Annotated in this window: 2 protein-coding genes; both read left to right on the top strand. The window is 62.5% G+C overall.

The features are described 5' to 3' along the window. Positions 1-219: 219 nt before the first annotated feature. Positions 220-543, top strand: a complete 324-nt coding sequence (locus G8O24_RS42465) for an ArsR/SmtB family transcription factor (RefSeq protein ID WP_188108408.1) — start codon at positions 220-222, stop codon at positions 541-543. Next, the gene (locus tag G8O24_RS42460) at positions 540-971 is read left to right on the top strand and encodes an SRPBCC family protein (RefSeq protein WP_188108407.1); all 432 of its coding nucleotides are present in this window, start codon (positions 540-542) and stop codon (positions 969-971) included. The genes G8O24_RS42465 and G8O24_RS42460 overlap by 4 nt, the downstream gene beginning before the upstream one ends. The last annotated feature ends 142 nt before the right edge of the window (positions 972-1113 follow it).

The following is a 1113-nucleotide window of genomic DNA, read 5'->3' as shown; positions in this document are numbered from 1 at the left end:
GTCATTGCGAGCCAACGGGTCCGCGCGAAGCGCGGCCCGATGACAGGCTCCGCGAAGCAATCCAGTCCGTCCGCGCCGACAGACTGGATTGCTTCGTCGCAAGAGCTCCTCGCAATGACAGGAGAAGGAATTGCGCACGCAAGCGCCATTTCCCATGCCGCGCTTGACATACCCATAACTCTACGGTTATGAATTAATCCATAACCTTGGAGTTATGGATTGCCCGCCAACCCCGATCTTCTGTTCCGGACGCTCGCCGACCCGACACGGCGGGCGATCTTCGAGCGGTTGTGCCGCGAAGGAGAGCAGACGGTCGGGGCACTGACGGTGCGATCAGGCGTTTCCCAGCCGGCGGTCTCAAAGCATCTCGGCGCGCTGAAGCAGGCGGGCCTGGTCCGCGACCGCCATGAAGGACGCCAGACCCATTACAGCGCGCAGCCCGGCGCGCTCAATCCGCTGATCGACTGGACCAGCCAGATGGCCGGCTTCTGGCAGAACCGGCTCGATGCGCTCGACGATCTGCTGAAGAGGATGGACCAATGACAGAGGCTGCGACCGAAACACGCTCCGTGGTCATCGAACGCGAATTTGCCTATCCGCCTGAAAGGCTGTGGCGCGCGCTGACGCAGCCGCATCTGATCGAGGAATGGCTGATGAAGAACGACTTCAAGCCCGAGGTCGGCCACCGCTTCAATCTGCGCGGCGAATGGGGCGGCGTGCTGGACTGCGAAGTGCTGACGATCGAGCCGCAGCGGTCGCTCGCCTACACCTGGAATTTCACCCATGAGGACGCGGCCTACGACCTCAAGAGCGTGGTGACCTTCACACTCACCGCCACCGGCTCGGGCACACATCTTCGCGTCGAACAGGCCGGCTTCCGTCCGAGCCAGAAGCAGGCCTATGGCGGCGCGCATGCCGGCTGGAAGCAGTTCTTCACCAAGCTGGACGAGCTATTGGCGCGAGCCGAGTAGCTCGTTTGGCGAAGGCTCTCGACCACTCGTCATTGCGAGCGCAGCGAAGCAATCCAGACTTTTTCCACCGTGAGATTCTGGATTGCTTCGCGGAGCCTGTCATCGGGCCGCGCTTCGCGCGGACCCGTTGGCTCGCAATGAC

Origin of the sequence: Bradyrhizobium campsiandrae, assembly GCF_014529705.1 — a bacterium.
GTDB classification, from domain to species: Bacteria; Pseudomonadota; Alphaproteobacteria; order Rhizobiales; family Xanthobacteraceae; genus Bradyrhizobium; species Bradyrhizobium campsiandrae.
This window is presented reverse-complemented; position numbering and strand designations above follow the sequence as displayed.

Coding starts and splice junctions, on each gene's coding strand:
- G8O24_RS42460 (WP_188108407.1), top strand. CDS start 540: ATGACAGAGGCTGCGACCGAAACACGCTCCGTGGTCATCGAACGCGAA.